21 protein-coding genes and 1 pseudogene are annotated in these 25,467 nt (G+C 67.5%); 16 read left to right on the top strand and 6 right to left on the bottom strand.

Features of this window, described 5'->3' with window-relative positions; translation table 11 throughout:
• Nucleotides 1–14 precede the first annotated feature (14 nt).
• Nucleotides 15–293 (bottom strand): NAD(P) transhydrogenase subunit alpha, encoded by a 279-nt coding sequence (locus HYU53_08540; protein ID MBI2221243.1) that lies wholly within the window; start codon nucleotides 291–293, stop codon nucleotides 15–17.
• A 59-nt stretch (nucleotides 294–352) separates the two neighbouring features.
• Here HYU53_08540 and HYU53_08545 point away from each other — a divergent pair, with 59 nt between their 5' ends.
• Nucleotides 353–1,636 (top strand): cation:dicarboxylase symporter family transporter, encoded by a 1,284-nt coding sequence (locus tag HYU53_08545; GenBank protein MBI2221244.1) that lies wholly within the window; start codon nucleotides 353–355, stop codon nucleotides 1,634–1,636.
• 51 nt (nucleotides 1,637–1,687) lie between these two features.
• Here HYU53_08545 and HYU53_08550 read toward each other — a convergent pair whose 3' ends face one another.
• The 3 genes from HYU53_08550 to nrfH are packed head-to-tail and all read right to left on the bottom strand — an operon-like array spanning nucleotide 1,688 to nucleotide 5,016.
• Complete coding sequence (locus HYU53_08550) at nucleotides 1,688–3,112, bottom strand: alginate export family protein (protein MBI2221245.1); 1,425 nt, start codon at nucleotides 3,110–3,112, stop codon at nucleotides 1,688–1,690.
• Nucleotides 3,112–4,545 (bottom strand): ammonia-forming cytochrome c nitrite reductase subunit c552, encoded by a 1,434-nt coding sequence (locus HYU53_08555; GenBank protein ID MBI2221246.1) that lies wholly within the window; start codon nucleotides 4,543–4,545, stop codon nucleotides 3,112–3,114. The genes HYU53_08550 and HYU53_08555 overlap by 1 nt, the downstream gene beginning before the upstream one ends.
• A 9-nt stretch (nucleotides 4,546–4,554) precedes the next feature.
• On the bottom strand, nucleotides 4,555–5,016 hold the full coding sequence (gene nrfH, locus HYU53_08560; GenBank protein ID MBI2221247.1) for a cytochrome c nitrite reductase small subunit: 462 nt from the start codon (nucleotides 5,014–5,016) through the stop codon (nucleotides 4,555–4,557).
• Nucleotides 5,017–5,104: 88 nt separating this feature from the next.
• On the opposite strand from nrfH, the gene HYU53_08565 reads away from it, so the two are divergent.
• Nucleotides 5,105–5,875: a radical SAM protein gene (locus HYU53_08565; protein MBI2221248.1), complete on the top strand. Its 771-nt coding sequence runs from the start codon at nucleotides 5,105–5,107 to the stop codon at nucleotides 5,873–5,875.
• 6 nt (nucleotides 5,876–5,881) lie between these two features.
• Here the strand turns inward: HYU53_08565 and HYU53_08570 are convergent, their stop codons facing one another.
• The gene (locus tag HYU53_08570) at nucleotides 5,882–6,325 is read right to left on the bottom strand and encodes a hypothetical protein (GenBank protein MBI2221249.1); all 444 of its coding nucleotides are present in this window, start codon (nucleotides 6,323–6,325) and stop codon (nucleotides 5,882–5,884) included.
• Nucleotides 6,326–6,339: 14 nt separating this feature from the next.
• On the bottom strand, nucleotides 6,340–7,293 hold the full coding sequence (locus HYU53_08575) for a sigma-54-dependent Fis family transcriptional regulator (protein ID MBI2221250.1): 954 nt from the start codon (nucleotides 7,291–7,293) through the stop codon (nucleotides 6,340–6,342).
• A gap of 214 nt (nucleotides 7,294–7,507) precedes the next feature.
• On the opposite strand from HYU53_08575, the gene hemN reads away from it, so the two are divergent.
• From hemN to HYU53_08645, 14 genes and pseudogenes are all read left to right on the top strand, one after another.
• Complete coding sequence (gene hemN, locus HYU53_08580; protein ID MBI2221251.1) at nucleotides 7,508–8,902, top strand: oxygen-independent coproporphyrinogen III oxidase; 1,395 nt, start codon at nucleotides 7,508–7,510, stop codon at nucleotides 8,900–8,902.
• A gap of 8 nt (nucleotides 8,903–8,910) precedes the next feature.
• A complete protein-coding gene (gene hemH / locus HYU53_08585; GenBank protein ID MBI2221252.1) occupies nucleotides 8,911–9,969 on the top strand; it encodes a ferrochelatase in 1,059 nt (352 codons plus the stop codon).
• 15 nt (nucleotides 9,970–9,984) lie between these two features.
• Nucleotides 9,985–11,394, top strand: coding sequence for a protoporphyrinogen oxidase (gene hemG, locus HYU53_08590; protein ID MBI2221253.1), 1,410 nt, complete (start codon nucleotides 9,985–9,987; stop codon nucleotides 11,392–11,394).
• Nucleotides 11,391–12,713: a cytochrome ubiquinol oxidase subunit I gene (locus tag HYU53_08595; protein MBI2221254.1), complete on the top strand. Its 1,323-nt coding sequence runs from the start codon at nucleotides 11,391–11,393 to the stop codon at nucleotides 12,711–12,713. The genes hemG and HYU53_08595 overlap by 4 nt, the downstream gene beginning before the upstream one ends.
• Nucleotides 12,714–12,732: 19 nt before the next feature.
• Nucleotides 12,733–13,749: a cytochrome d ubiquinol oxidase subunit II gene (gene cydB / locus HYU53_08600; GenBank protein ID MBI2221255.1), complete on the top strand. Its 1,017-nt coding sequence runs from the start codon at nucleotides 12,733–12,735 to the stop codon at nucleotides 13,747–13,749.
• A gap of 504 nt (nucleotides 13,750–14,253) precedes the next feature.
• Nucleotides 14,254–14,712 (top strand): hypothetical protein, encoded by a 459-nt coding sequence (locus tag HYU53_08605; GenBank protein ID MBI2221256.1) that lies wholly within the window; start codon nucleotides 14,254–14,256, stop codon nucleotides 14,710–14,712.
• A 380-nt stretch (nucleotides 14,713–15,092) separates the two neighbouring features.
• On the top strand, nucleotides 15,093–15,671 hold the full coding sequence (locus tag HYU53_08610) for a tetratricopeptide repeat protein (protein MBI2221257.1): 579 nt from the start codon (nucleotides 15,093–15,095) through the stop codon (nucleotides 15,669–15,671).
• Nucleotides 15,672–15,676: 5 nt separating this feature from the next.
• Nucleotides 15,677–16,060 carry a hypothetical protein gene (locus HYU53_08615; GenBank protein MBI2221258.1) on the top strand — a complete coding sequence of 128 codons (384 nt, stop codon included), beginning with the start codon at nucleotides 15,677–15,679 and terminating at the stop codon, nucleotides 16,058–16,060.
• A 57-nt stretch (nucleotides 16,061–16,117) separates the two neighbouring features.
• Complete coding sequence (locus HYU53_08620) at nucleotides 16,118–17,374, top strand: TolC family protein (protein ID MBI2221259.1); 1,257 nt, start codon at nucleotides 16,118–16,120, stop codon at nucleotides 17,372–17,374.
• Between the two features lie 8 nt (nucleotides 17,375–17,382).
• Complete coding sequence (locus HYU53_08625; GenBank protein ID MBI2221260.1) at nucleotides 17,383–18,792, top strand: efflux RND transporter periplasmic adaptor subunit; 1,410 nt, start codon at nucleotides 17,383–17,385, stop codon at nucleotides 18,790–18,792.
• Complete coding sequence (locus HYU53_08630) at nucleotides 18,785–22,057, top strand: efflux RND transporter permease subunit (GenBank protein MBI2221261.1); 3,273 nt, start codon at nucleotides 18,785–18,787, stop codon at nucleotides 22,055–22,057. The genes HYU53_08625 and HYU53_08630 overlap by 8 nt, the downstream gene beginning before the upstream one ends.
• Entirely contained in the window at nucleotides 22,054–22,398 is a 345-nt protein-coding gene (locus HYU53_08635; protein ID MBI2221262.1) for a hypothetical protein, read from the top strand. The genes HYU53_08630 and HYU53_08635 overlap by 4 nt, the downstream gene beginning before the upstream one ends.
• 30 nt (nucleotides 22,399–22,428) lie before the next feature.
• Nucleotides 22,429–22,899 (top strand): annotated as a pseudogene (locus HYU53_08640) (DUF411 domain-containing protein).
• Between the two features lie 175 nt (nucleotides 22,900–23,074).
• Nucleotides 23,075–25,456, top strand: coding sequence for a PAS domain S-box protein (locus tag HYU53_08645; GenBank protein MBI2221263.1), 2,382 nt, complete (start codon nucleotides 23,075–23,077; stop codon nucleotides 25,454–25,456).
• Nucleotides 25,457–25,467 lie beyond the last annotated feature (11 nt).

Consider the following 25,467-nt stretch of genomic DNA (forward strand, 5'->3'; position numbering starts at 1 on the left):
GTCGGGCGCGCCGCCTAGTCGCGCTTCCGGAACATGTGCAGCATTCGGTGCGTCACGAGAAACCCGCCGACCACGTTGATCGTGGCGAAAACCAGCGCCACGAACCCGAGCGCGGTGGTCAGCCGGTTGGGCGTCGCCACGGAGAGCAGCGCGCCGATGATCGTGATCCCGGAGACGGCGTTCGAGCCCGACATCAGCGGCGTATGCAGGAGGGGTGGCACCTTCGTGATGACGGCGAAACCCAGGAACATCGCCAGCACGAACACCGTGAAGACCCCGACGAACGCATCCATCCCGACACTCTCCCTGGAATCGACGTGCACCCCGCGCGGACTATAATACCCCGCCCGACATGTCCAATCACACGGCGGCACCGCCGCGCGCACGATTCCCTCTCACGCTCACGCAGCAGATCTTCGTTGGCCTCGCCCTCGGGATCGTCCTCGGATGGGTGATCAGCGTCACCGACCCGTCGTGGGCCGACGTGGTGCGGCCGTTCGGCCAGATCTTCATCCGCATGATCAAGATGGTCATCGCGCCGTTGATCTTCGCGACGCTGGTGGCAGGCATCGCGGGGGCCGGGCACGCGAAGGCCGTGGGGCGCATCGGCCTGCGCTCGATCATCTACTTCGAGATCGTCACGACGATCGCGCTCCTCATCGGGCTGGTCGCCGTGAACTGGTTCGAGCCGGGAGCCGGGCTCACCCTGCCCACGGCGGCCGGCGCCCCGGCGATCACGGCCCAACCGAAGACGTGGCAGGACATCCTGCTCCACACGGTGCCGGAATCGGTCGTCCGCGCGATGGCCGAAGGCGAGCTGCTGCAGCTGGTCGTGTTCAGCATGGTGTTCGCGATCGCGCTGGGGATGATCGGCGACAAGGGGCGGCCGATCATCACGTTCTGCGAGTCGCTTGCCGAGACGATGTTCAAGTTCACGAACCTCGTCATGAAGTATGCGCCGGTCGGCGTCGGCGCCGCGATTGCCTACACGGTCGGGCGCGGGGGGCTGGGCGTGCTCTTCAGCCTCGCGGCGCTGCTGCTGACGCTGTACGGCGCGCTGATCTTCTTTCTGATCTTCGTGCTCGGCCCCGTCATGCTGTTGTTCCGCGTGCCGGTCGCGAAGTTCATCAAGGCGGCGCGGGAGCCGGCGCTCATCGCGTTCACGACGACGTCAAGCGAGGCCGCACTGCCGCGCGCCATGGAAACGATGGAGCGGCTCGGGTGCCCTCGCAAGATCGTCTCCTTCGTGCTGCCGCTCGGCTACACGTTCAACCTCGATGGCAGCACGTTGTACCTCTCGATGGCCTCCATCTTCATCGCGCAGGCCGCCGGCGTGGAGCTCACCATCGGCCAGCAGATCATGATGATGCTGACGCTGATGCTGACGAGCAAAGGCGTCGCCGGCGTGCCGCGCGCGGCGCTGGTGATCCTGGCCGGCACCGTCGCCCAGTTCGGCCTGCCGCTCGAAGGGGTTGCGCTGGTGCTCGGCGTCGATCACCTGATGGACATGGGGCGCACGTCGGTCAACGTCATCGGCAACTGCCTGGCCACCGTCGTCATCTCCAAATGGGAGGGGGAGTTCGTGGAGGCGACCGCCGAGCAGCTCGCGGCGGCAGAGGAAAAAGGCGAACTCTAAAGAACCAGTGCGCCAACCGCGCTGACGAGCTGCCGCGGGCCGCGCTGCCAGCTAGAACTGCAGCAGGTTCTCGATGTAGAAGAAGGTCAGGTTTTGCGCCGCGAAGAGCCGCTGGACCACCCCGGCTCCCCGGATCCATCCCGCATACCCGTTGAGTGACCAGTTGGGATTGAACGTGTATTCAGCAGCGCCCTCGAGCACGGTCCCGAACGCCTTCTCGTTGGTCGATGCGCGGGTGCCGAAACCGAAACCGGCGCCCGTCCGCTGGGTGATGCCGCTTCCGAAATACCACCGATCCGCGCGCTGCATGAGATCGAGGCGGTGGAGGTCCGCGCGGATGGAAAGTGCCCCGGAGGGTCGGAGCAGGGCCTGAAGGAAGAGATCGCGCAGGTTCATCTGCGTGTAGACAGCGGAGAGCGAGTACTTCCTGGCCGTCGGCAGCATCTGGAAGAACGTGCGATGGCCGGCGTCGCCTGGCGCACCGTCGCCGGAAGAGGCGTTGATCCCGGCGCGCACCCATGGCTTCCAGGTCGCGTCATTCCATTGGTAGCCGGCTTCCGCCGCGAGGCTCCACGCGCGGTGATCCTGTCCGTACCAGTCGCCCGTCTGTGCGGCAGCCCACAGCAGCGTGTCGAACCCGGATGGCCACGCGGTGACCAGCGTCCCGCCGGCGGTCGTCACGGCGACGTCAACGGCAGCGGCAGGCATTCCGCTGTTGTCGGGCCGCGCGTGCACGAGCCGATTGTCATCGTAGTGATAGACAAACACCTGCGATTCGGTATGCGGCAGCCACCTCCCCGGTTTCGCGGTGAGCGCTGCCACGGCGACGTTCACCTCGCGCACGTGCACGTTCGCATCCTCTTCGAATCCGCCCTGCGTGGGACGGAACCACGCGCCGGTCAGCTGATAGCGCCCGCGCCTCCAGTCGGTGCGCACCCCGTCGAACGAGCGCTGATAGATCGACCACTCGAACTCGCCGATCAGCCGCGAGTCCACGCGTTGCCGCTTGACGGCCTCGATTTTCGGAACCCCCGAGAAGGCCTCGGCCCCGGAGGCATAGCCGAACCGGCCCGCCTGGATGTCCAGGCCGGGCGCGAGCCCCTTGATCGTGGCGTTCAGGTACTTGAGATAGAGCTGGCGGCTCGCCGCGTCCCGGCTGGCATCGTAGTACGCCCCGCCGGTCCCGAGCGGCCCCGGCCCGAAGGCGCGCTGCGGCAGGTGCCCGAACTGCACGTACTGGCCCGCGCCCTGGAAGTGCCAGCGCCGTCCGGTATGCCGCGCGCCGAACAGGAGCCGGTTGGCGATGAACGCGTAGTGAGGATCGCCGCCGCCGGGCCGCGGCTCGAAGAAGCGCCACGACTCCACGCGCGTGGTATTCCGCGCGAAGAACGTCGCGGGCACAGCGGGCGACTGTGCCGCGGGGGGTGTCTGCGGCGGCGTCGCGAAGAGCGCCGCCGCAAGAAGCGCGGAATACATCAGCGCGCGCCTCCGCCGGCCGCCGGCGCCGCGGTCGCGCGGATGCCGCCGCGCGCGAGCGCCAGCTGTCCCTGCCGGGCGAAGTCGATCGCTTCGGCCAGAATGCGCTCCGCCTCCTGCGGCGCGTGGAAGCCGGTGGAGTTCTCCGCTTCGACGAAGTCGAGGCGGAACTGCGCCTCGCGCTGGAACTTGCGTGCGACCTGCAGTTCCGCCTCGCCGGCTCCCGCCGTCCTCGCGGCTTTGAGGTCGCCGATGAGCGCGACAAGCGCGTCCATGGCGCGGTTGCGGAGGCCGAACACGCGTTCCTGGCTCGTCTCGATGCGCGCCTTCAGCTCCTCTTCCGGCCAGCGGTGGCAGGTCTGGCACGCGCGATTGATATTGAGCGCCGGGCTGCGCACGTGGTGGTCGCTGATCTTCAGCCCGCCGACGCGCATGTACGGCATGTGGCAGTCCGCGCACGACACGCCCGAGCGCGCGTGAATGCCCTGGTTCCACATCTCGAACTCGGGATGCTGCGCTTTCAGGACGCCGGCGCCGGTCTCGGCGTGCGTCCAGTCGCTGAAGCCCTGCTCCTCGTAGTAGGCGAGGATGTTCTCGACCTTCAGCCCGTTGACCCAGGGGTACGTCAGCCGCTTCTCGGGCCCCTTGAAGTAGTACTCGACGTGGCACTGGCCGCAGACAAACGCGCGCATCTCCTGCCGCGTGGCCATCCTGTTGACGTCGTAGTCCTTCACGCCCTGCACGGCCTTGGCGGCGCGGATGCCTTCCATGAACGCCGGCCGCGTCACCCGCAGCTGCATCGTCTGCGAGTCGTGGCAGTCGATGCACGCAACCGGGTGCTTCACGTGCTTGCGCGCCTCGAAGTACGGCAGCGTGTTGAGCGCCTCGAAACCCTTGACGATGTCGCCGTTTCCAGCCTTCTTGTAGGCGACATACATCGACGCATGGCAGTTGAGGCACGTGCCGGGCTGCTTCGTGACCTGCTGCCGCTCGGTGAACAACTGGTCCTCCAGCATGTAGGCATGGCCGCGTTCTTCGCGGAAGTCTCTCGCGAACGCGTAACCCGCCCACATCGTCTTCAGGCGCGGATCTTCCTCCAGCCGCGACTGCGCGACGACCGAGCGCGGATCCACGTCCGTCGGCGTGCGTGGCACCGCCTCGCTGCCACCGTAGCGTGTGCGCCGCTGGTCCACGGTCCGCTTGTATCCGTCGTACTGCTGCGGGAAGTTCTTGCCCCAGACGTCGGGATCCTCCGTGTCATCGGTCAGCTCGACGACGCGGAAGAACGGATTGCGGGCCTCCTGCTTGTGCTCGAAGATGTTCACGAGCAGCGCGGTGAGTGCAATCGTGGCCAGCGCCGCGATCAGCACGGTGAGCGCGATCAGCCGCGCGGCGCGGATGCGCGGCTTCTCCTCTCGTTTCTCGTCAACCATGAGGTGGCCTCAATGAAGATGCCCCACCGAGCGGTGGCAGCGGACACAGGCGAGTTCGTCCCTGGGCGTCTTGGCGGCGTGCGGTCCATCGATTTCGAGCGTGATGGACTCGTGGCACTTGCGGCACGCGCGCTCCGTCACGCCGTGGTTGCGCGAGGTGATCAGGATCTCATCGGGAAACCGCCCGGTCGTGAAGGCGAACGAATGCCAGAAGCCATTTTGAGCCTTGGTGACGTATTTCGCCACGCGCCCGGGCGGCGTGTGGCAGTCGTTACAGACCGCCACGGACCGGTGGCTCGACTTGACCCATCCATCGTACTGCTCGCGCATGACATGACAATTGACGCAGGCGTTCGGGTCGTTCGTGAGGTACGAAGCGCCCTGCGCGTAGATAAAGGTGTACGCGCCAACGCCGGCCGCGGCCCCGATCACCAGCCCCAGGGCGACAGCGGATGTGGCCCGCAGGTTCATGCCGGTCTCCCGGCAGCAGGTACCCCCATCGGCTCAAAACGGGCTGATTTCATGGCAGTCCCCAAAGTTGCATTCTGCAGCATCACCCATGCCGTTGCTTCCGTTGCTGGATGAGGTCGTCTACGGACCTGTGCACTCGCGCCGTCTCGGCTGGTCGCTCGGCGTGAACGTCTTCCCGGCGGGCCGAAAAATCTGTAACTTCAACTGCGCTTACTGTCAATACGGGTGGACGCGCGAAGGGGAATCGGCCGTCGCGCCGGACCACTGGCCCGCGCCTTCAAGAATAGCCGACGCGGTAGGCCGCGCGCTGCGCGCCCTCGAGACGGCGGGCGGCCGCGTGGACCGCATCACGCTGGCGGGCAACGGCGAGCCGACGCTGCATCCCCGGTTCGGTGAGGTCGTCGAGAGACTGCGCGTCATTCGCGACGAGGCGCTGCACGACGCGCGCATCGCGGTGCTGTCGAACGCGGGCACGCTGGATCGCCCCGCGGTCTTCGACGCGCTGCGTCGGGTCGACGACGCGTACCTGAAGCTCGACACGGCGGACCCGTGGCTGTTCAAACGGCTCAACGGCGCGCGCGCCAGCCTCGCAGACGTGGTGGACGCGCTGCGCGCGCTGCCGCACGTGACGATCCAGTCGCTGTTTGCACGCAGCCGTGACGGGCGCGTGGACAACACCGCACCCGAAACCGTGGAACGCTGGGTGGCCGCCCTGCGGGTCATTGCGCCGGTGGCCGTGCACGTGTACTCGGTCGACCGCGTGCCGGCCTGGTCCGCGCTGCAGCCGGTGCCGACCACGGAGCTGGAGGCGATCGCCGCCAAGGCGCGCGCCACCGGTCTGGCGGTGACGGTCTTCTAGTTCGACTTAGGTGAGCGTCTTTTCCATCCAGCTGCCGGCGCAGCCCTCATGGATGGCGACGAAGCCGGCGCGCACCAGGAGATGCTCGCCCCCCTTCGGGGGCATGACGACGACCCGCCTCGCGCCCGCCGCGAGGCAGGCGACCTCGAGGCCGTGGACGATGGCGGAGACGACGGCGTCGATGTCGCACGCGCCGGACACGTCAAGGCCGAAGTCCGGCGCCCGCACTTCGCCGCCGGCCCCCTGGTAGGTGGCGACCCCCACCGGCGTGGCGCCGCAGATGGCGATGAGCCGCGACCATCGCGCGAGGCGCTCGAGTCGCGCGGTGCCCAGGGCGCTGGCGCCAAACATGCGCGTCACGTCCTCGGCGGGCAACGGTTCGTGTTCCGGGCCGGCAACGGTCAGCTTCAAGAGCCCGTTCTTGGTCGTCGTGGCAGTGCTCAGCGCCATGCGTGGCCGCTCCTTCACTCTGCCGATTCGAGGTGGTCGAGGGCGAGTTTCCTGATCCGGTCGCCGAGCGTCGACCGCTTGACGTGCAGCAGCTCGGCGGCTTTCGACTTGTTCCCGTGACTGAGCTTCAGCGCCCACACGATGAGGCGCGTCTCGACTTCGCGCAGCCGATCGTCCAGCGACACCGGCGTGATGGTCGAGGGATTGTCGCAGACGGTCGGCACCTCGCCGCTGAGCCGCGCGTGGAACAGCACGGACGCCGGCACGCAGCCGAACTTCACCTGCTCGCACCGGCACGTCTGCGCGATGCGCTCGCACGCGTTCTCGAGCTCGCGGACGTTCCCCGGCCACGGGTAGCCGTGGAACGCGCGCTCGACCATCGGCGACAGACCGCGCGGCCGCTCCCCGCGGTCGCGGAAGAACCTGTCCATGAAGTGCGCGGTCAGCTCGGTGATGTCTTCCGGCCGCTCGCGCAGCGGCGGAAGGTCGAGTGACACGACGTTCAGGCGGTAATATAGATCCTCGCGGAATCTGCCTTCGTCGACCAGCCGCCGAAGGTTGCGCTTCGAGCCGGTGATGACGCGCACGTCGACGTCGATCGTCCGCGTGGCGCCGACGCGCTCGACGACGCGGTTCTGCAGGACGCGCAGGAGCTTCACCTGCACGGCCTGTGGCACGTCGTCCACGTCGTCGAGGAAGATGGTGCCGCCGTTGGCCATCTCGAAGCGGCCCGCGCGCTCCTTGATCGCGCCGGTGAAGGCGCCGCGCTCGTGGCCGAACAACTCCGCCTCGATGAGCGTCTCGGTGAGGATCGCGCAGCTCACGGGCACGAACGCGCGGCCGCGCCGCCGGCTATGATGGTGAATGAGGTTTGCGATCAGCTCTTTGCCGGTGCCGGTCTCGCCGGTGATCAGCACGTTGCTCTCGCCGTCGGCAATCACGCGGACAAAGTCGAAGACGGCCCGCATCCGCGGGCTTCGACCCGTGACAACATCGTCGGGCGAGAAGGTGGCCTGCACTGACGGGCGCCTTCCGCAACAGTGATGCCACGCTGATTCGCCCAACATTTCAGGGCACAATCCAGCGGTCTGCCGGAAATCCGTCAGCCCGCGCGGCGCCTGCCGCAAATGCGCGATTCCCTCAAGAAATCGCCGCGGTACGGCCTTTGATGACCGGGGAAGCATGCAGATGGGGACTGCACTGACAACCGCGCAACTGGTCCGGATTTTCGACCGGCCGGGGCCGCGCTATACCTCGTATCCGACGGCCGTGGAATTCACCGGCGAGTTCGGCGAACGGGACTACCTGGGCAGGCTCGACGAGGCGGCCGCGGCAGTCGGCGAGCCGCTTTCGCTCTACGTGCACCTGCCGTTCTGCCAGGCGCGCTGCTCGTTCTGCGGCTGTTCGGTCATCATCACGGAAAAGCGGGACGTGGCCGCCCGCTACCTCGAGTACCTGCACCGCGAGCTCGAGATGGTGGCGGCGCGCCTGCGCGGGCGGCGCCGCGTCGTGCAGTACCACTGGGGCGGCGGCACGCCGACCTACCTCGAGCCGGCGCAGATGGAAGCGCTCCAGGCGCAGGTCGTCCGGCACTTCGATATCGCCGCTGACGCCGAGCAGGCCATTGAAGTCGACCCCCGCGTCACGACGCGCGCGCACCTCGACACGCTGCGCCGCCTCGGCTTCAACCGGCTGTCGGTGGGCGTGCAGGACTTTTCGCCGATCGTGCAGGACGCGATCAACCGCCACCAGACCGAGGAAGCGACGCGCGAGCTGTACGCGGCGGCGCGCGCTGCCGGGTTTCAGTCAATCAACTTCGATCTCGTGTACGGGCTGCCGCAGCAGACCGCGGAGAGCTTCACGCGCACGTTGGAGTCGGTCGCCGAGCTGAGGCCCGATCGTCTCGCGGTGTACTCCTACGCCCACGTGCCCTGGATCAAAGGCAACCAGAAGCGGATCGAGCTGAAAGACCTTCCGCCCGCCGAGATGAAATTCGAGCTGTTCTCGGCCGCCCTGGAGACGTTCGTCGGGGCGGGGTATCGGCAGGTCGGCATGGATCACTTCGCGGTGCCGGACGACGAGCTGGCGCTCGCGGCCGAGGGACGCGTGCTGCATCGCAACTTCATGGGCTACACGACGCGCCCGGCGCCGGATCAAATCGGCGTAGGCGTGACGTCGATCGGCGACGTGCGCGGCGCCTACGCGCAGAACACGAAGAAGCTCAGCACGTACTACGCGTGCATCGACAATGGCCGGCTGCCCATCGAGAAGGGGCTGGTCCTCACCGCCGAAGACCGGCTGCGGCGGCATGTCATCACGCAGCTGATGTGCAACTTCCTGGCGGACGCCCGCGAGACCGAGCGGCGGTATGGCATCCGCTTCGACGAGCACTTCGCGGGTGAGCTTGCGGTGCTGCGGGCCGATGGGGGGCCGGCCACCTACGGCTTCGTGCGGGTCGCGGCGGAGGGGGTCGAAGTCCTCCCGCCGGGGCGCCGCTTCGTGCGCAACGTCTGCATGGCATTCGACGCCTACCTGGGGCGGCACGCCGCGAAGCCCGTTTTCTCACGCACGGTCTAGGAGCCGCGATGCCGGAGACGATCGGAGTCGTACTGTTCAACATGGGCGGACCGGAAAACCTCGACGCCGTCGAGCCCTTCCTGGTCAACGTCTTTTCGGATCGCGCCATTATCGAGCTGCCCCTGGGCGCCGTCGTGCAGCCGATCTTCGCGCGCGTCATCGCCCGGGCGCGCCGCGGATCGGTGCGCCGCAACTACGAGGGCATCGGCGGCGGGTCGCCGCAGCTGCCGCTGACGCGCGCGCAGGCGGAGGCGCTCGAGGAGCGGCTGAATAGGTCGGATAAGTGGGACAGTCACACTTATCCTCGTCATGCTGCGGATAAGTGTGACTGTCCCACTTATTCCGTCTTCACGGCGTTTCGCTACACGCGCCCGTCGGCGGCCGACACGCTCGAGGCGATGGCCGGCCGCGGCATCCACCGCGTCATCACTGTCCCGCTCTATCCGCACTACTCGCGCGCGACGACCGGCTCGTCGCAGGCGGATTTCGATCGCGCGCTGACAGACACGCGCTGGCGGCGCCACGGGTTTGACGTCACGCACGTCCACAGCTACCCGGACGACCCGCTGTACCTCGAGGCGTTCGCGTCGCGAATCCGCGAGGCGTACGACGCCATGACGCCCGAGGGGCGGCGCGACGGCGTCATCCTGTTCAGCGCGCACGGCCTCCCGCAGAAGTTCGTGGACTCGGGCGATCCGTACGTGACGCACATCGAGGCGACGCGGCAGGGGCTCCTCGATCGGCTCCGGCTCCCCAACCGGCAGGTGCTCGCCTACCAGTCGCGCACCGGCCCGGTTCGCTGGATCGGGCCCGGCACCGAGGAAACGATTGAAGAACTGGCGGCGGCCGGCGTGAAGCACCTGCTGGTGGTGCCGCTGTCGTTCGTCTCGGATCACATCGAGACGCTGTATGAAATCGACCAGCTGTTCGGGGAAGCGGCGCGCAAGGCTGGCATCATCGAGTACCGCCGGCCCGAGGCGCTCAACACGCACCCGCAGTTCATCGAGTCGCTGGCCCGGCAGGTCGAACGCGTCGCGGCGGCGCAACGGGTGGCGGCCGCGCAGTAGGCGGGTCCTCAACGCATGAAGAAGGTTGTCATCGCGGGCGGCGGCATCGCCGGCCTTTCGCTCGGATTCGCGCTCCAGCAGCGGCACGTGGACGTTGCGGTCCTCGAACGTGCCGACCGCCCGGGCGGGAACATCCGCACGGCGAACATCGACGGATTTCTCTGCGAGTGGGGACCGAACGGGTTCCTCGACAACGCTCCGGAAACCCTCCGCCTCGTTGAAGCGCTCGGCCTGACTGGCCGGGTGGTCCGCAGCTCCGACGCCGCCAGGCGGCGCTTCATCTACCGCGGGGGAGGGCTCCACGAGGTGCCCATGGGCCCCGGTGCCTTTCTCACGAGCGGGTTGTTGTCGCTCCGCGGCAAGCTGCGGATCGCGGCCGAACCCTGGGCAAAGCCCGCCCCGGGCGGCGACGAAACGATCTACGCCTTCGCCGCGCGCCGCATCGGTTCGGAAGCGGCGTCCGTCATGGTGGACCCGATGGTGTCCGGCATCTTTGCCGGCAACGCCCGCGAGCTGTCGCTCGCGGCCTGCTTCGCGAAGATGGTGGAAATGGAGTCCCAATATGGCGGGCTCTTCAGGGCGCTCCTCGCGAAACGGCGCGAAGCCGCGGGCCGGAAGCGGGAGGGCGGCATCGACGTCGGTCCCACGGGCACGCTCACCTCGTTTGTCGGCGGCACGCAGGATCTCATCGACGCGCTGGCGGCGCGCCTCGGCCCGGCGCTCAGCCTCAATACCGAAGTCACCGGCCTCTCGCGCGGCGCCTCTGGCTGGGACGTGGCGACCTCCCGCGGGCCGATCGCGGCGAGCGCCGTCGTGCTGGCCGGCGCGGCCGGCGTCAGCGCGAATCTGGTCCAGCCGCTCTCATACGGGCTCTCAGCCACGCTCCGGCAGATTCCGAGCGCGCCGCTGGCTGTCGTGTGCCTCGGGTACGACGAGGCCGACCTGACCCGCACGCGCGGGCCGCTGGACGGATTCGGGTTCCTCGTGCCCAGGGGCGAAGGGCTCCGCATCCTCGGCGCGCTGTGGGACTCGAGCGTGTATCCCCACCGCGCGCCCGAGGGGCGCGCGCTGATCCGCGTGATGATTGGCGGCGCCAGCGATCCGCAGATCCTGTCGCTCTCCGACGACGAGCTGCTGCAGACGGCGCGGGACGACCTGCGGCGCGCGATGAACCTGTCCGTGCAGCCGGTGCTCGCACGGGTGATTCGACACCCGCTCGGTATTCCGCAGTACACTGTGGGCCATCTCGATCGCCTGGCCGAGATCGACCGCCGCCTCGCCGCGTGGCCCGGCCTGTTTCTCGGCGGCAACGCCTACCGCGGGCCCTCCATCAACGCATGCATCGCCGATGCGGACCGGCTCGCCGACGCCGTCACGGCGCGCGTCCATCCGACCGAGACCACGGCTACCGAGGTTGTTTCATGACGGATGCGATATACGCGGCGCGGTTCCAGTTCGCCTTCACGATCATGTTTCACTACCTGTTCCCCGTCCTCACGATGGGGCTGGGCGTGCTGATCGCGGTGCTCAAGACGCTGCAGATCGTCAAGGCACGTGACGAGTACGGCGACGCGGCGCGGTTCTGGGCGCGCATCTTCGCCATCACGTTTGCGGCGGGTGTGGTCACCGGCATCCCGATGGAATTCCAGTTCGGCACGAACTGGGCGCGTTTCTCCCGGTACGCGGGGCCCGTCGTGGGGCAGACGCTGTTCATGGAGGGCGTGTTCGCGTTTTTCGCGGAGTCGGCGTTCCTGGGCGTGTTCCTGTTCGGCGAGCGCCGCGTCAACCCCCTTCTGCACTGGCTCGCGGCCGTGATGGTCGGCCTCGGCGCCGTCGTCTCCGGCTATTTCATCGTCGCGACCAACGCGTGGATGCAGAACCCGGTCGGCTACCAGATCGTCAACGGCCGTGCCGAGCTGACGAGCCTCTGGGCGCTGCTCGGCAACCCCTACGTGCGGTGGATGTATCCGCACGTGATTTCCGGATCGATGATCACCGGATCGATGGTGATGGCGGGCGTCGGTTCCTACTACCTGCTCTCGCGCCGCGAGCCGGAGCTGGGCCGCCTGTCGGTACGCCTCGGCGTCACGACCGGCCTGATCTTCGCGCTCGTGTCGCTCTTCCCCACCGGGTCGCTGCACGGGGAAAACGTGGCGCGGTATCAGCCCGTGAAGATGGCGGCCATGGAAGGCGTGTTCGAAACGCAGGAAGGGGCGCCGCTCGCCATCATCGGCATGCCGGACACGGAAAGGCGGGAACTGCTCGATCCGATCTTCGTCCCGAAGATGCTCAGCTACCTGGCCTATGGCGATTTCCGCGCCAAGGTCGTGGGTCTCAACGACATCCCGGACGATCGCCAGCCGCCGGTGGAGCTCGTGTATTACGCGTACCACATCATGGTGGGGCTCGGCACGATCTTCATCGCCGTGCTTGGCGTCGCCGCGCTGCTGCTCTGGCGCGGTACGCTCTTCACCAACAGGCTGTGGCTGTGGGTCCTGATGCTGGCAATGCCATTCCCATACGTTGCGAACCACGCGGGCTGGATCGTGGGCGAGGTCGGCCGGCAGCCCTGGGTCGTCTACGGGTTGCAGCGGACGGCCGAAGCCACCTCCACGAACGTCAGCGGGGGGATGACCGTCTTCACGCTGCTCGGCTTCATGGGGCTGTACCTGCTGCTGGGCCTCTTATACGTGTTCCTGTTCCTCAAGATCGTTCACCAGGGATCACGGCATGGGCACGCCTGAGATTTGGTAATTTGGTGATTTGGTGATTCACGAACTCTGGTTTGTCGTCCTCGCCTTCATGCTTACCGGCTATGCCGTGCTCGACGGCTTCGACCTTGGCGTCGGCGCGCTGCACCTTTTCGTCGGGCGGAACGCGAGCGAGCGTGGACGCGCGATCGACACGATTGGCCCGGTCTGGAACGGCAACGAGGTCTGGCTGCTCGCGGCGGGCGGATCCATGGTTGTCGCCTTTCCGGCCGTGTATGCCGCCAGCTTCAGCGGCTTCTACCTGGCGTTGATGGTGGTGCTCTGGCTGCTGCTCCTGCGCGGGATCAGCATCGAGTTCCGCCACCAGGTGGACAGCCCGCTCTGGCACGAGGTGTGGGACGTGGTGTTCTGCGGCGCGAGCGCGCTGCTCGCCGTGCTGTTCGGCGTGGCGGTCGGCAACGTGCTGCGCGGCGTGCCGCTCGACGCACGCGGGGAGTTCCAGGGCTCGTTCGCGCTCATGCTGAACCCGTTCGCCGTGCTCGGCGGCGTGCTGTCGCTCGCCACGTTGTCGCTCCACGGCGCGGCGTGGCTCGCGCACAAGACCGACGGCCAGCTCCAGCCGCGCGCCCGCCGGCTGGTGGGATGGATGTGGTGGGTCGTCCTCGCGCTGCTCGCCGCGATGGTGGCCGCGTCATTCGTCGTGCGGCCGGATTTCACGACGAACTTCACGCGATGGCCGGTGCTGCTGGCCTTCCCGCTCATCGGTCTGGGAGGCGCCGCGTACCTGCGCCGCGCCTGGGCGCGCCACGACAACCGCGGGGCGTTTCTCGGCAGCGCCACGCTCATCGCCGGCACCCTCGCATCGGCGGCCGCCGGCCTGTTTCCGCACCTGCTCCCCGCGTTGCCCGGCTCTTCCCACCCTGGGCTCGACATCTACAACGCGTCCTCGCCGGCTGGCTCCATGCGCATCGCGCTGGGCATCTACCTGTTCGGCATGACGCTGGTCACTGTCTACCTGGTGAACATCTACAGGATCTGGAAGGGCAAGAGCCAGCAGTACTACATTTGAGGATTTGGAATTTGGAATAAGTGGGACAGTCACACTTTCCGCGCCGCTCTGTCGGAAAGTGTGACTGTCACACTTATTCACAAAAAAAAGGGCCGGCTGTTCGGGAAGAACAGCCGGCCCTGCGTTCTGTAGTTCGGCGCCGACGACGGCTGGATGATACCAGGCAGGCTCGCCGCAGCCGCGTTTGACGGCAAAAGCTGTTCGCCGCCGGCGCCGGTGGGACTAGTGCGACGGAAAACGAATCCAATCGCGGTGCCAGTACGGCGGATACCCCCGAACTGCGCGGATTTGCGCCTAAAACGCGCCAAACGGCCGGTTCCGGCCGATCGGCAGACCACCTGTACGGGTACGATTTGCCGGGATTCCGTCAGCCGCGCGGGTTTCCCGTCGCGGATTCACGTGTGACATCCCCTTTTCCGGCCGAAGAACCGGGTGCGGCCGGGAACTGGAATTGCTGCCTCAAGAGGGCAAACTCGTTTCCAACTTCAGAGAAGGAGCCAGTCGATGTCGCTTGTGATGCTGCTCCTCGCATGGGTAGCCGGCGGCACGTTCGCGTGGTCGCAGTCGACCGTTCCTGCCGATACGTCCGGCTACGTGTGGGATACGGGCTGCAAGGACTGTCACGAGGAAATTTACGCCGCGTGGGCCAGGACGAAACACAAGACCGCGCTCAATCGCCTGAGCCGCGGCGACCAGGAGAAAGAGTGCGCTGGCTGCCATTTCACCGGCAGCGCGAAGGCCGTTTCGGTCGATGGGCGAACGGTGAACGGTGGCGTCCAGTGCGAAAGCTGCCACGGGCCAGGACGCGCGCACGCGGAGTCTGCCAAGGGAGGCGGCACGCCGGAGACGTACACCAAGGCGCCTGGCGAGAGCACCTGCACCGAGTGCCATAACAACAAGAGCCCGCACTACCGCGGGTTCTTCTACTCGGCCATGAAAGGGTTCGTGCACAAGGTCAAGTAACGGTGCTGGAATTTCGGCGCGGAGTGGGGAATTTCCCGCGCCGCAGACAGCGCTTTTCATCGCGGAACCCGTCGAATTCGCGGAAATTCTTGGAGATCCAGCGAGTTCTGCGTGTGCTGCGGTGAGGTCCCTGTCGGCACGCAAGCTGCAGTCTCGTTTTGGCAACACCTGCCCCGCAGCCGTCTCCTCCGTCGCTCTGCCGGCGAGGGTGCGGTCGCTGCGCTGGCGCGCATACCTGGCCCTACTAGGTCCGAGTCACACGCCACCAGCGAACCCCTGAGTTTTCAGAGCGTCACGGCTGCGGGCTTCTCTTGTCTCGGAACGTCATGCCACAACGCACGGTTTCATCAAGGCCGGCTCGCACCAACCCGATGTCGGCGATGGCGATTGTCAGCGGCATCGCCGGGGTGCTGTTCGGCGTGATCGCGGGCTACCTCATTGCCACGCAGCAGGGGATCGGCGCGGCCGCATCACCGGCCACCACCACCGCCACCACCGAGACGACGGCTGCGGCTTCGAGCAACGCGCCTGCAATTAACGAACAGGAACTGCAGACCTATCGGGACATCCTCAAGGCTGACCCGAAGAACGTCCGCGCCGCAACGGAGCTTGGAAACCGGCTGTACGACGCCGGGCGATATTCCGAGGCGATCGTGTACTATCGCCAGGCGTTCGCGCTCGAGCCGAAAAACATCAATGTGAGCACCGATCTGGCCACGGCGATTTGGTACACCGGGGACGCGGATGGCGCCCTCGCGCAGTTCGAGAAGTCGCTGGCCATCGATCCGACTCATGGCCAGACGCTCTTCAACATCGGGATCGTGAAGTCTCAGGGAAAAAATGACTACAAGGGGGCCTCTCTGGCCTGGGAGAAGCTCCTGGGGGCCAATCCGGGTTATCCTGAAGGGGAGCGCGTCCGGCGGTTGCTGGACGAGGCCAAAGCCAAGGCTGGAGCATGACACAGGTGACCCGCCGTATCGTGAGCCCCGCGATCGCGCTGATGCTGGCCGTCAGCCCGGTGCTCGTGTGCGTGCCGGTTGCCGCCGCCGCGACGCAGGAGGGGCACTGCCAGCCGCCCGCCCCGCCCGCCGGGCATGACTGCGGTCCCGCTGCGCCGCACCGCATGGATTGCTGCGCGGCCCGGGAGGACGGGAGCCCGACGCTTCCCGTGTCGAACGCGGGCCCGACCTCGCGCGTGGACAGCGGCGCGACCGTCCTCCAGGCGGACGGCGCGCTTTCGACTGTCAGCCACGCACGGCCTGCGCTGCCCGCATTGCTCCGTGCGGCCCCGCCGCACGGGTACCGATCCATCGATCTTCCCACGCTCAACGCCGCCTTCCTGATCTAGCGCCACCTCTCTGGCTGCGTGCGCTCGCCGCACGCGTGTGTTCACAGGAGAGGTGTCATGCGTTTACGTTTCACGTTCGCGATTCTTGCGCTCGCGTACTCGGCGCCTGCCTTCGCGCAGGCGGAGGCGCCGCGCACCACGCTCGCGCCCCTGATTGACGCGGCGATGGCGGCAAGCCCTGAGATTGCGGCCGCCCGGCTGCGCTACGAGGCGGCGCTCGAGCGTCCTGCACAGGAACGCAGTTTGCCGGACCCGATGGTCTCGGCGGGCTACGCCGCCAGCGGCAAGCCATTCCCCGGCGCCGGGCTCGGCAAGGAGCCGACGGCGAACATCGGCCTGATGGTCACGCAGGAGATCCCCTACCCGGGGAAGCGGGGGCTGCGTGCGTCGATGGCGACAAGAGAGGCGGAGGCAGCGCGCGAGGAGATTGCCGCGGCGCGCCTGTCGGTGGTCACTCGCGTCAAGCAGGCGTACTACCGCCTCGCGTACACGTACGCCGCGGTCGACGTGCTCGCCCGCAACCGGGAGTTGCTCGAGACGCTGCTCAAAGTGAGCGAGGCCCGCTACGGCGTCGGCGGCGCCGCCCAGCAGGACGTGTTCAAGGGGCAGGCGGAACTGACGGTCGTGCACCTGCAGGAGCAGCGGCTGCTGCAGGAACGCCGCACGCGCGAAGCCGAGCTGAACGCGCTGATCAATCGCGAGCAGGGGATGCCGGTCGGACGCCCGGAGGATCTCCAGTTCGTGCCGTTCGACGTACCGGTCGGCGCCCTGCTCGCCGGCGCGCGCGCGCACGCCCCGATGTTGCTGCGCGATCGCAAGATGATCGAGCGCGCCGAGGTTGGCGTGGAGTCCGCGCGGCGTGACTACAAGCCCGACTTCGGCGTGTCCGGCGGCTACTACAACATGGGCTCCATGCCCGCGATGTACGAATTCCGGTTCGACATCACCGTCCCGCTGCAGCGCGCGCGGCGCGCCGCCGCGGTGAAGGAACAGGCGGCCCTCCGGGATCAGGCCCGGCACGCCCTCGACGCCACCGCGCGGGGCATCGAGGCGCGCATCCAGGAGGACTACGAGATGGCGTCGACCTCATCGCGCCTCGCCCGCTTGTATCGCGACACGCTGCTGCCGCAGGTGCGGCTCGCCCTCGAATCGTCGATGGCGAGCTACCAGACGGGGGGCGTGGATTTTCTGTCGGTGCTCACGAACTTCTCCAGCGTCATCGACAACGAGATGCGGTACTTCGACGAGCTCGCGTCGTTTCACGTCGCGGCAAGCCGCCTCGAAGAGATGACGGGCGCGCCGATCGCGCACTGAGGTTTGCCATGAAACTGCTCAAAGTCTTCCTCGTCCTTGCGCTGGTGGCGGCGGCATTCGCCGGTGGCTTCCTGGCGCGCGGCGGGTCCGGCACAACGCCCCCCGGCAGGAGCGCGGCGGCGGGCGCGCGGCGGATTCTCTACTACGTGGACCCGATGCACCCGGCCTACACGTCGGACAAGCCGGGCACGGCGCCCGACTGCGGCATGGCGCTCGAGCCCGTGTACGCCGACGAGGTGGGTGCCGCCGCTCCCCCGTCCGCGGAGCGGAAGGTGCTCTTCTACCGCGACCCGAAGGTCCCGTCATACACGTCCCGCGCCCCGGGCCTCAATCCCGAAACGGGCAACACGCTCGAGCCGGTGTACGCGCCAGGCGCCGAAGCGGCGCCCCCCGGCACCGTCCACATCTCTCCGGAACGCCAGCAGCTGATCGGCGTGAAGTACGCCACGGTCACCGCGGAAGGCGGCGGGCGGACCATCCGGACCGTCGGGAAGGTCGCGTTCGACGAGAGGCGCATCGCCCACGTACATCCCCGCTTCGAAGGGTGGGTCGAAAAGGTCTACGTGGACTTCACCGGCGAGGTCGTCCGCCGCGGCCAGACGATGCTGACCGTTTACAGCCCCGAGATGCTGGCCTCGCAGCAGGAACTGCTGCTCGCGCGCAAGGCGCGCGACCTGATGAGCGCCAATCCCCTTCCGAGCGCGTCCACGCACGGCGATTCGCTGTTCGCCGCGGCGAAGCAACGGCTGCAGCTCTGGGGCCTGACCGACGCGCAGATCGAACAGGTGCTCCGCACCGGCGAGCCGATCCGCAGCATCGCGCTGCCGGCGCCGGCGGGCGGCTTCGTCACCACGCGGAATGCCTTTCCGAACCAGAAGGTGACGCCCGACAGCGACCTGTACACCATCGCGGACCTGAGCCGCGTCTGGATCGTCGCCGACCTCTTCGAGTCGGACGCCGCGTCTGTCCGCGTCGGCGAGACCGCGCGCATCCTCGTCCCCTACTCGGATGCGCCCCCGCTCTCGGCGAAGGTGAGCTACATCCAGCCCGAAGTGGATCCCGCGACGCGGACGATCAAGGTGCGCCTCGACGTCGGCAACCCCGGCACGCGCCTGAAGCCGGAGATGTTCGTCAACGCCGAGTTTACCGTCCGCGGCACGCCGCGGCTGACGGTGCCGGCCGACGCCGTGCTGGACACCGGCGAGCGCCAGACCGTGTTCATCGATCGCGGCAACGGTTACCTCGAGCCGCGGGCCGTGAAGATCGGCGAGCGGCTGGGCGATCGCATCGCGATCGACAGTGGTCTCGCCGCCGGCGAGCGCATCGTCGCCTCCGGCGCGTTCCTCGTGGACTCGGAGAGCCAGCTGCGCGCCGCGGTCAGCGCGATGGCCGCGCCGAAGGGGCACGAGCATGATTGACCGCCTCATCGAGTTCTCGGCGCGCAACCGGTTCCTCGTCTTCCTGTTCGTCGCGAGCGCCGTTGCCGCGGGGGCGTGGTCGATGAAGACGGTGCCGCTCGATGCCATCCCTGACTTGAGCGACACGCAGGTCATCATCTACTCGCGCTGGGACCGCAGCCCCGACATCGTCGAGGACCAGGTCACCTACCCGCTGGTCACGGCGATGCTCGGCGCGCCCAGGGTGAAAGACGTCCGCGGGTTCTCCGACTTCGGCTTTTCGTACGTCTACGTCATCTTCGAAGAGGGGACGGACATCTACTGGGCGCGGTCGCGCACGATGGAGTACCTGTCGGGCGTGCTCCCGCGGCTGCCGCAGGGAGTGAGGACCGAGCTCGGGCCCGACGCGTCCGGCGTCGGCTGGGTGTTCCAGTACGCGCTGGTTGACGAGACGCGTACGCACAGCCTGGACGAGCTGCGTTCGTACCAGGACTGGTATCTCCGCTATTACCTCAAGTCCGTGCCCGGCGTGGCGGAGGTCGCGCCGATTGGCGGCTTCGTCCGCCAGTACCAGGTGCAGGTCGACCCCAACCGCCTGCGAACGTTCAACATCCCGGTCTCGAAGGTCATCGAGGCGGTCCGCGCGGGCAACAACGACGTGGGCGGCCGCCTCGTGGAGTTCTCCGGCGCCGAGTACATGGTGCGCGGCCGCGGCTATGCGAAATCCGCGGACGACATCGGCAACACCGTGCTGCTGTCGACCGAAGCGGGCGTGCCGGTCCGCGTCCGGGACGTCGGCACGGTGACGCTGGGCCCGGATCTCCGCCGCGGGGTCGCCGACCTCGACGGCACCGGCGATGTCGTCGCCGGCATCGTCGTGATGCGCCAGGGAGAGAACGCGCTGGATGTCATCGAGCGCGTCAAGGCGAAGCTGAAGGAGGTCGAGCCCTCGTTGCCGAAAGGGGTCCGGATCGTCACCGCGTACGACCGTTCCGACCTGATCCTGCGCTCGATCGACAACCTGAAGGACACGCTCCTCGAAGAGCTCGTCATCGTCGCGATCGTCATCCTGATCTTCCTCTGGCATATTCCGAGCGCGGTCATTCCGATCATCACCATTCCCGTCGCGGTGATCATCTCGTTCATCCCGATGCGGCTGTTCGGCATCTCCTCGAACATCATGTCGCTCGGCGGCATCGCCATCGCCGTCGGCGCGATGGTGGACGCCGCGATCGTCGTCGTCGAGCAGACGCACAAGAAGCTCGAGGAGTGGGAGCGCACCGGCCGGCGAGAGGATTACCACCGCGTCATCGTGAACGCCGTGAAGGAAGTCGGCGGGCCGAGCTTCTTCGCGCTCCTGGTGATCGCCGTCTCGTTTCTCCCCGTCCTCACCCTCGAGGCGCAGGAAGGGCGGCTGTTCAAGCCGCTCGCCTACACGAAGACCTTCTCGATGATCGTCGCGGCGGTACTCGCCATCACGCTCGACCCGGCCATGCGCCTGCTCTTCACGCACATGAAGCAGTACTCCTTCCGGCCGCGATGGCTCGCGCGCGCGGTGAACGCGGTGCTCGTCGGAACGATCCACTCCGAGGAGACGCACCCGATCAGCCGGATCCTGATCAGGGTTTACGAGCCGATCTGCGCGTGGTGCCTCCGCTGGAAGTGGGCCGTCATCGGCGGCGCGGTCGCACTCGTCATCGCAACCATCCCGGTCTACCAGCGCCTCGGCTCGGAGTTCATGCCGCCGCTCGACGAAGGGTCGCTGCTCTACATGCCCTCAACGCTGCCGGGCATTTCCGTCACCGAGGCGCAGCGGCTGCTGCAGGTGCAGGACCGCATCATCAAGCAGTTCCCTGAAGTGGAGCGCGTGCTCGGCAAGGCGGGGCGCGCGGAGACGTCCACCGATCCGGCGCCGCTCTCGATGATGGAGACCGTCATCCTGCTCAAGCCGCACGACCAGTGGCGCCACGTGGACACGTGGTACTCCGACTGGGCGCCGAACTGGCTGAAGCCGGTGCTGCGGCGGGTGACGAGCGACCGCCTCTCGACCGAACAGCTCGTCGCCGAGATGAACGCGGCGCTCAAGCTGCCGGGCGTCACCAACGCCTGGACGATGCCGATCAAGGCGCGCACCGACATGCTGACCACCGGCGTCCGCACGCCGGTGGGCATCAAAATCTACGGCGCCGACATCAAGGAGATCGAGCGCCTCGGCACGGAGATCGAGTCCGTTCTCCCGTCGGTGCCCGGCACGCGGAGCGTCTTCGCGGAACGGACCTCCGGCGGCTACTTCCTCGACCTCGTCTGGAAGCGGGACGAGCTGGCCCGCTACGGCCTGTCCATCGACGATGCGCAGATGGTCGTGATGTCGGCGATCGGCGGGGACACCGTCACGACGACGGTCGAAGGGCGCGAGCGTTACGCGGTCAACGTCCGCTACTTCCGCGATTACCGCAGCGACGTGGACAGCGTCCGGCGGGTGGTTGTGCCCGCGATGGACGGCCGGATGCAGGTGCCCGTCAGCCAGCTCGCCGAGGTCCGGATCGTCAGCGGCCCGTCGATGCTGCGCAACGAGAACGGCATGCTGAACGGGTACGTCTACGTCGACGTCGCCGGCCGGGACATCGGCGGCTACGTCGCCGACGCCAAGGAGGCGGTGGCCTCGCGCGTGGCGCTGCCCGTCGGCTACTCGCTCGTCTGGAGCGGCCAGTACGAGGCGATGGAGCGCGTCAGGCAGCGGCTGACGATCATCGTCCCGCTGACGCTGTTCCTCGTCGTCCTGCTGCTCTACATGAACACGAAGTCGTGGGCGAAGACGTCCATCATCCTGTTCGCTGTGCCGTTCTCGGCGATCGGCGCGATCTGGCTGCTGTATGCGCTCGGCTACAACATGAGCATCGGGGTCTGGGTCGGGCTGATTGCGCTGCTCGGCGTGGACGCGGAGACCGGCGTGTTCATGCTGCTGTATCTCGATCTCGCGTACGAAGACGCGCGCCGCGACGGGCGGATGCGCTCGCTCCGCGATCTGCAGGCGGCCATCCTGCACGGCGCGGTGAAGCGCATCCGGCCGAAGTTCATGACGGTCGCGGTGATGTTCATGGGACTCGTGCCCATCATGTGGTCCGTCGGCGCCGGGGCCGACGTCATGAAACGGATTGCCGCGCCGATGGTGGGCGGCATTTTCACCTCGTTCGTCCTGGAATTGATGGTCTACCCGGCCGTGTACGAGCTGTGGAAGTGGCACGCGGAAGTCAAACCCTCACTCAAGGAGCAACTCGCGTCATGAAGATTCCTGCATTCGTCCTCTCGGCTCTCCTGCTCTCGGCTCTCCTGCTCGCGGCGCCGATCGCCGCCTCGGAGTCCCGCACGTTCACCGGTGTGATTGGCGACTCGATGTGCGTCCGCGATCACGCCCCTATGAAGATCGCACCCGACGACAAGTGCGTCCGCGACTGCGTCAGCCACAGCAAGGACGTGAAGTACATCCTGTTGACGCAGGACAAGCACTACGTGCTCAGCGATCAGGCGGCGCCCGAACGACTCGCCGGCCGGAAGGTGGTCGTCAAGGGCGTGCTGTACGAAAAGACCGGTATCATCAAGGTGGAGTCGATCGAGGCTGCCAAGTAGGGGGGAATCGTGAAGAGAGTGACGACGTGTATGGCCGTGGTGGCGCTGCTCGCGGGCCCCGCGGCGGCGCCGGTCGCAGCGGCGCAACAGAAGAGCGTAGCGCCCGCGACCCAGGTGCGCGTGTTCGAGGGCCCGGGTTGACCGTGCTGCGGCCGGTGGGTGAAGCACCTGCGGGCTGCCGGGTTCTCGGTCGAGACCCAGATGGTGAATGACCTCGACGCCGTTCCGGAACGCCGGCGCGTGCCGCAGTCCCTGCGATCGTGCCATACGGCGGTGATCGGCGGTTACCTCGTCGAGGGACACATCCCGGCGGCGGCCGTGCGACGGCTGCTCCGCGAGCGTCCGACGATCGCCGGCATCGCGGTGCCGGGCATGCCCGCCGGATCGCCTGGGATGGAGTCCGCCACGCCGGAGGCATACGAGGTGATCGCGTTCGACAAGGCCGGCAAGACGTACGTCTTCGCGAAGGTCGCCGCCGACGGAACCGTCAGCCGGCGATGACACCCGTGGCCGGGGGGCCGCCGACAACCCGGCGGGCCCCCTTCGGCCACCCTGCCCGTCCAGCGATTAACCCCCCGGAACGGTGGCACTTGGCGGCGCCGAGCCGCGCGGAACAATCCGTGCAGGGACCGCAGCACGCGCGCCAGCGTCAACGCGCCAACAGAGGACATGCCCGATGGCCGGTTCCTTCAACAACGTCGGGCCCGATGGGGCCGACGACGCCGCGGCGTCCAACAGGCGGCTGTCGCTCCACATCGAGAAAACGCCACTGGCGGTGATCGAATGGAACAGCAATTTCGAGGTTGTCCGGTGGAACCCGGCTGCGGAGCGGATCTTCGGCTACACGCAGGCCGAGGCGCTCGGACGCCACGCGATGGATCTCGTCGTCCCCGAATCCGCCCGCGGGCACGTCGATCGGGTCTGGCGCGACCTGATTGCGAATCGCGGCGGCGCCACGAGCACGAACGAAAACACCACCAAGGATGGCCGCCGCGTCGTCTGTGAGTGGCACAACACGCCGCTCGTGACCGATGACGGCCGCGTCGTCGGGGTGGCCTCGTTCGTCCAGGACGTCACGCAACAGAAGCGCACCGAAGAAGCGCTCCGGCAGAGCGAGGAGCGCTATCGTGTCCTCGTGGACACGACGGCCGACCACATTTACAGCTACGACCGCGACGGGCGGTTCACGGGGGTGAACGAGGCGCTGCGCGCGTCGCTCGGCCGGGCCGCCGACCAGGTCATCGGCAGGACTGATCTGGAGCTGGGCTTCTCAGGGCCGGCTGCCGATCGCTGGCAGCAGTTGAAACGACGGGTCCTGGCGACCGGAGAGGTGCAGGACGTCGAGATCGGCAGTCCAATGCCCGACGGGCAGGTCCACACGTACCAGGCCGTGCTACGTCCCGTGCGCGACGCCGCGGGGCAGATCATCGGCATCCGCGGCATGAGCCGCGACATCACGGAACGCAAGCGCCTCGCGGAAGAGCGGGAGCGCCTGAACGCCCAGGTCGCGGAACGCGAAGAACTGCTCAACGCCATCGTCAACAGCATTCCGGAAGGCATCGCCCTGCTCCGCGGGCCCGACTTCAGGTTCGAGCTGGTGAACAGCGTCCTCCAGAACATCGATCCGGAGACGGTCATGCTGGGGCGTCCGTTTGCGGAAGCCCATCCCGAGCTGGCGTCGCTCGTGCTGCCGGTGCTCGAGGAGACCGTGGCGGGTGAGAAACCGCGCGGCTTCGTGGATGTTCCCTTCGACGTTCCGGCGGCAGACCCCTCGGGGCCGCGCCAGCGCCGTTTTGTCAGCTTCTCGTACGCGCCGATCCGGTTTCCCTCCGGACAGCCATCGGGCGTGCTCGTAACCGCGACCGACACGACAGAGCGGGTCCTGCTCGAGGAACAGTTCCGGCAGGCGCAGAAGATGGAGGCGATCGGGCGGCTGGCCGGCGGCATCGCGCACGACTTCAACAACCTGCTGACGGCGATCCTCGGCTACTGCGAGCTGGTCGTCGACGAGCTGGGGGAGGACCACCCGGCGCGCGTTGATGTCGAGCAGATCCGCGATGCGGGAAACAGCGCCGCCACGCTCACGCGGCAGCTCCTTGCCTTCAGCCGGAAGCAGATCCTCCAGCCGGCGCTGCACGACATGAACGAGATCGTTGCCGCCAACCGCCGCCTGCTGCAGCGCGTGCTGGGCGAGGACATCGCCATCACCGAGCACCTCGGCGCGAAACAGCCGACCGTCAGGGTAGACCGCGGCCAGATCGAACAGGTGCTGATGAACCTCACCGTCAACGCGCGCGACGCCATGCCGCGCGGAGGATCGCTGACCATCGAGACGGCGAACGTGATGCTCGACGAGTCCTATGCGCAGATGCACGTCGCCGTGACGCCTGGCCCGTACGTCATGCTCGCGGTGAGCGACACAGGCCACGGCATGACGCCGGAGGTGAAGGCGAGGCTCTTCGAGCCGTTCTTCACCACGAAAGAGCCGGGCAGAGGCACCGGGCTCGGCCTCGCCACCGTCTACGGCATCGTCAAGCAGAGCGGCGGGAACATCTGGACGTACAGCGAGTCCGGGCACGGCACGACCTTCAAGGTCTACCTGCCGCAGGTGCAGGAGAGTCCGGAAGCGGCGGTGCCGGCGCCGGCCGCACTCGTGGCTGGCGGCCACGAGATCATTCTTCTCGTCGAAGACGACGAGCGGCTGCGCGAGCTGGCGCGCAAGGCCCTCGTTCGCGACGGCTATTCCGTGTTGGCCGCGCCCGATCCGGCCACGGCCCTCGAACTCTCCGAGCGGCACGAGAGCCCGATTGCCCTGCTCTTGACCGACGTCGTGCTGCCGCAGATGAGCGGCCGGATCCTGGCCGAGCGGCTGCTGGCCCTGCGCCCGCACATGCGCGTGCTCTACATGTCCGGCTATACCGACAACGCGATCGTTCACCACGGCGTGCTCGATCGCGCGACGGCATTCCTCCAGAAGCCGTTCACGCCGGCCGCGCTGACGAGGAAGGTGCGGGAGGTGCTTGGCGCGCCAGCACCGCGTCAAGCCGGCCCCGAGTAACACCGGAAGCC

This window comes from Acidobacteriota bacterium, assembly GCA_016184105.1.
GTDB lineage: Bacteria > Acidobacteriota > Vicinamibacteria > Vicinamibacterales > 2-12-FULL-66-21 > JACPDI01.